At 79.0% G+C, this 4,977-nt stretch carries 4 protein-coding genes; 2 read left to right on the forward strand and 2 right to left on the reverse strand.

Annotation, left to right across the window (positions count from 1 at the left end; genetic code table 11):
* Positions 1 to 186 precede the first annotated feature (186 nt).
* A complete protein-coding gene (locus ABEB16_RS13215) occupies positions 187 to 414 on the reverse strand; it encodes a phosphopantetheine-binding protein (RefSeq protein ID WP_345712712.1) in 228 nt (75 codons plus the stop codon).
* Between the two features lie 75 nt (positions 415 to 489).
* On the opposite strand from ABEB16_RS13215, the gene ABEB16_RS13220 reads away from it, so the two are divergent.
* Positions 490 to 1,230: a 4'-phosphopantetheinyl transferase family protein gene (locus tag ABEB16_RS13220; RefSeq protein ID WP_345712713.1), complete on the forward strand. Its 741-nt coding sequence runs from the start codon at positions 490 to 492 to the stop codon at positions 1,228 to 1,230.
* Between the two features lie 93 nt (positions 1,231 to 1,323).
* Here ABEB16_RS13220 and ABEB16_RS13225 read toward each other — a convergent pair whose 3' ends face one another.
* Positions 1,324 to 2,475: an epoxide hydrolase family protein gene (locus ABEB16_RS13225; protein WP_345712714.1), complete on the reverse strand. Its 1,152-nt coding sequence runs from the start codon at positions 2,473 to 2,475 to the stop codon at positions 1,324 to 1,326.
* Between the two features lie 300 nt (positions 2,476 to 2,775).
* On the opposite strand from ABEB16_RS13225, the gene ABEB16_RS13230 reads away from it, so the two are divergent.
* Positions 2,776 to 4,977 (forward strand): AfsR/SARP family transcriptional regulator (locus tag ABEB16_RS13230; RefSeq protein ID WP_345712715.1); only part of this gene is annotated, 2,202 nt, incomplete at its 3' end.

The raw sequence follows: 4,977 nt of genomic DNA on the forward strand, positions 1-4,977 counted from the left end.
TGCTGCTGGCCGACCCGCCGCCGCAGCCGGCGAGGCCGAGGACGGCCGCGGCGAGCAGCTCGGCACCGCGGCGGGCGCGGGCGGGCGAACGGGTTCCGTTGTGGGGCACGGTGTTTCCTCCGAGGACGGTTCCGGGCAGCGGTGAGCGGCCGGCGGTCCGGGGAACCGTCGGCGAGGGGGTGCGCGTCAGCCGAGCAGGCGGCGGCGCCAGCCACCGAGGGTGGGTTCCTCGGCGAGGCCCGCGAAGTCGGTCTCGACGCCGGCGGCGCGCCAGCGCTCGACGAGCATCATGAGCCGGACGGAGTCCAGCCCGTGGTCGAGCAGGTCGTCGTCGTCGCCGATCTCGGAGGGGGCCGTCGCGAGCAGTTCGGCCACGTCGGTGCGGAGCTGCTCGGCGCTCAGCGGCGTCGCCACGGCGTTCCTCCGGTGGTGGGCGGGGACGGGCGGGGACGGCGTCCCCGCCCGGTGAGGTAGGGCTAACCTAACCACATGCGGGCTGCCCTGTTCCACACCCCCGCGCCACCGGTCCCGCGGCGCGCCGCCGGCTGCACGCTGTGGTGGGCGCCCCTCGACGCCGCCCGCCCCGGCCACGCGGCGCTGCTGACCCCGCACGAGCGCGCCCGCGCGGAGCGGTTCGCCCGCGGCGAGGACCGCACCCGCTCCCTGCTCAACGCGGCCCTGCTGCGGCTGGCCGTGCCGGCCGAGACCGGCACCCCCGCCGCGGCCGTCGACGTGGTCCGCCGCTGCGGCACCTGCGCCGGGCCGCACGGGCGGCCGACCCTGCCGGGCACGGGGCTGTCGGTGTCGCTGTCGCACGCGGGCCGGCGGGTGGTGGTCGCCCTCAGCCGCGACGGGGACGTGGGGGTGGACGTCGAGCGGCGCACCGGCCTCGACGCCGCGGCGCTGGCCGGGGCGCTCGCGCCGCAGGAGGCGGCCGGGGACCCGCTGCGGCTGTGGGTGCGCAAGGAGGCCGTCCTCAAGGCCACCGGCGAGGGGCTCACCGTCGAGCCGCGCGAGGTCGTCGTGGCGCGCGGGGACGGGGTGGCGGCGCCGGTCGCGCACCCGCTGCGGCCCGGGCTCGTGGCGGCGGTGCGCGACCTGGCGCCCGACGACGACCACGTGGCGGCGGTGGCGCTGCTCGGGGCGGGGTTCGGGCCGGGCGCGGGGTCCGGGTCCGGCGTCGGGGTGCTGGTGGTGCGGGAGCACGACGCGGCACCCCTGCTGGGCTGAGCCCGGCGCGCGGGCGGCTTCCTCGACGGGGACGTTCCGCGCGCGATACGCCGGTGCCGCGCGGCAGAACGTCCCCGTCGCCACCGGTGCCCGTCAGCGCACGTGCCGGAACCCCGCCCGCAGCTCCGCCACGAGCACCGCGGGCTGCTCCAGCGCCGGGAAGTGCCCGCCGCGGGCCGGTTCCCCCCAGTGCCGCACGTCGCGGAACCGCCGCCCGGCCCAGCGCCGCGACGGCCGGGGGTTGTCGGCGGGGAACACCGTGCACGCCACCGGCACGTCCACGGTGAACGACGCCTCCCCGGTGAACCACGACGACACCGCCGCGTGGCTCTCCCGGTACAGCCGCGCCGCCGAGGCCCCCGTGCCCGTCAGCCAGTACGACGTCACCACGTCGAGCACCCGGTCGCGGTCCAGCGCCGCGGGGTCCTCGCTCCACGCCCAGAACTTCTCCACCAGCCAGGCGCACAGCGCGGCCGGTGAGTCCACGAGCGCGTAGCCGATCGTCTGCGGACGGGTCCGGTGCACCAGCGCGTACCCCGAGTCGGCCTCGCCCGCGGCCGTCGCGGCGATCGCGGCCCGCTCCCGCGGGGTCGCCTCGTGCAGGGTCGCCGGGTCGGGCGCCACCAGCGGCGGGACGAGGTGGGCCATCAGCACCCGGTCGGGGTGGTCGCGGGCCAGCACCGTCGAGATGCTCGTGCCCCAGTCGCAGCCCGCGGTGCCGAAGCGGCCGTGGCCCAGCCGCGCCACGAGCTCCGCGCACGCGGCGGCGGTGCGCTCGATCCCCCAGCCGGGCTCGGCGGGCCGGTCGCTGAAGCCGTACCCCGGCAGCGACGGCACGACGAGGGTGAAGGCGTCGGCGGGGTCGCCGCCGTGGGCGCGCGGGTCGCTGAGCGGGCCGAGGACGTCGAGCAGCTCCAGCACCGAGCCGGGCCAGCCGTGCAGCAGCAGCAGGGGCAGCGCGCCCGGTTCGGGGGAGACGACGTGCAGGGCGTGCAGGCCGAGGCCGTCGACCCGCGTGCGCACCGGCCCGGCGGCGTTGAGCCGGCGCTCGGCGGCGCGCCAGTCGTAGCGCTCGGCCCAGTACAGGCACAGCTCCTGCAGGAACTCCAGGGGGACGCCCTGCGACCAGCCGTCGACGGTCGCCGGTTCCGGCCAGCGGGTGCGCCGCAACCGCTCGCGCAGGTCCGCCAGGTCGGCCCCGGGCACGGCGACGGGTGCGGGCACGACGGCTTCGGGCCGGGCCACGGTCCCTCCTCGCGGTCTCGGGTCCCCGCGGACGGGCGCGCCCGGGGTGGGGACGTTACGCCGCCGGCGCGCCGGCGTGGTGTGGCCGGACGTACCCGCCTCGGCGGGCACCACGCGGAGGTGGGGACGTCCCGCGCCGGCGCGCCGGCGCGCCGCGTGCGGAACGTCCCCACCCCCGCGTCCGCCACGGACGGTGCCTCCGCCCCTTCACCCCGGGCGAACCCGACCGTAGGGTGGTCGGGGCCTCGACGCAGGCCCAACTCCGGCACGCGGAACTCCCGGGCGGGTGCGGTGGTGCAGGTGGACACCGAGCAGCACGACGGCACGGCACCGGCGCTTCGGGTGCTGGGCCCCCTGGAGGTCGTCGACGCCTCGGGCGCTCCCCACCCCCTGCCGCCCCGGCCGCGCCGGTTGCTCGCCGCGCTGCTGACCTGCGCCGGTTCCGTCGTCTCGGCCGACCGGCTGGCCGACGTCGTCTGGCGCGGGGGCGGGGTGCCGGAGAACCCCGAGGCCGCCCTGCACAGCCTCGTCTCCCGGCTGCGCAGCCGGTTGCAGGCCGCGGCGGCGGACGGGGTGGAGCTGCTGCACCGCTCCCCCGGCTACCTGCTGACCGCGGCACCGGGCGCGTGCGACGCCACCCGCTTCGACGAGCTGCTCGCCGGTGCCCGCCGGGAGCTGACCGCGCGGCCGCAGCGGGCGGCGGAGCTGCTCGACGCGGCGCTGGCGCTGTGGCGGGGCGCGGCCTACGCGGAGTTCGCCGACGAGGACTTCGCCCGACCCGAGGCGGCCCGGCTGGAGGAGGAGCGCCGCTGCGCGCTGGAGGACCGCGCGGACACGGCGCTGCTGCTCGGCGAGCACCACGCCGCCACCGCGGGGCTGGAGGCGCTGGTCCGGGTCGAGCCGCTGCGGGAGCGGCCGCACCGGCAGCTGGTGCTGGCGCACTACCGGGCGGGCCGGCACGCCGACGCGCTGGCGGTGGCGCGCCGGTTCCGCGAGCGGCTGGCCGAGGAGCTGGGGATCGACCCGTCGGCGGAGCTGGTGCGGTTGGAGGAGGCGGTGCTGCGCCAGGACCTCGCGCCGGTACCCGGACCGGGACCCGCGGCAGGACCGGGAACCGCACCAGGACCGGCGCCGGCGCAGCACACCGCACCGCACGGCGCACCCCCGCCCGACGCACCCGCGCCCCGCGGCGCGCTGCTGGGCCGCGACGAGGAGCTCGCCGGCGTGCTGCCCCGCGTCCGGCCGGGCGCCGCGCTGACGCTGACCGGCCCCGGCGGGGTGGGCAAGACCAGCCTGGCACGGCAGCTGGCGGCCCGGCTCGGCGGGCGGTTCGACGACGGCGTGCTGTTCGTGGAACTCGCCGCGGTGGTCGCACCGGGGGACGTGGCCCCGGCCGTCACGACCGCGCTGCAGCTGCAGCCGCAGCAGGGCACCGCGCCGCTGCAGCGCCTCGTCGCCCACCTGCGCCCGCGCAGCGCCCTGGTGGTGCTCGACAACTGCGAGCACGTCGTCGCGGCCGCGGCCGAGCTCGCCGACGCGCTCGTGGCGGGCTGCCCGGCCGTCGCGGTGCTGGCCACCAGCCGCTGCCCGCTGGACGTGCCGGCCGAGGAGGTCTGGGCGGTGCCGCCGCTGCCGCTGCCGCCGGTCGCCGCCACGGGCGTGGCGGAGGTCCGGCGCTCCGCGGCGGTGCAGCTGTTCGAGCAGCGGGCGCGGGCGCGCTGCCGGACGTTCTGCGTCGACGAGGCCAACGCCGCCGACGTCGCCGAGCTGTGCCGGCGGCTGGACGGGTTGCCGCTGGCCCTGGAGCTGGCGGCGGCCCGGATGAACGCCCTGCACCCGCGCGACCTCGTGCAGCGGCTGTCGTGGCGGTTCCGCCTGCTGCACGGCGGCTCCCGCACGTCCGACGAGCGCCACCGCACCCTGCAGGCGGTCGTCGACTGGTCCTACGACCTGCTCGCGGAGCGCTGCCGGTTGCTGTTCGAGGTGGTGTCGGTGTTCGCGGGCGGTTTCCCGCTCGCCGACGCCGAGCGTCTGGTCGCCGCGGTGCCCGAGGTGTCGGGGGCGCTGGGCGAGGACGCCGGCGGGAGCGTGGCGGACCTGCTGGCCGCGCTGGTGGACCGCTCGGTGCTCGTCGTCCTGCCCGGTGGGCGCGGGGTCCGCTACGGGATGCTGGAGACGCTGCGCGCCTACGGCCGCGAGCGCCTCGCCGCGCGCGGTGCGGCACCGGCGGTGCAGCGGGCACACGCGCAGCTGTACGCGCAGGTCGCCGGGGAGTCGGCCGCGCACCGCTACGGCCCGGGGCACCTCGACGGCGTGCAGCGGGTCGCGGGCTGCCTGGACGAGCTGCGGGCGGCGGTGGCGTTCGCCCTGGGGAGCGGCGACCTGACGCTGGCCGCGCGCCTGGTGGGGGGCACCTGCGCCTACGTGGAGCACCACGTCCCCGCGGAGGTGCCGCAGTGGGCCGAGCGGGTCGTGGCGGCCGCGGCAGCGCGGGACGCGGCG

It is taken from the genome of Kineococcus glutinatus (assembly GCF_039542765.1).
Lineage (GTDB): Bacteria > Actinomycetota > Actinomycetes > Actinomycetales > Kineococcaceae > Kineococcus_A > Kineococcus_A glutinatus.

What these genes read in the sequence shown, in the direction of transcription:
- ABEB16_RS13220 (WP_345712713.1), top strand. Translation starts at nt 490, where the DNA reads ATGCGGGCTGCCCTGTTCCACACCCCCGCGCCACCGGTCCCGCGGCGC.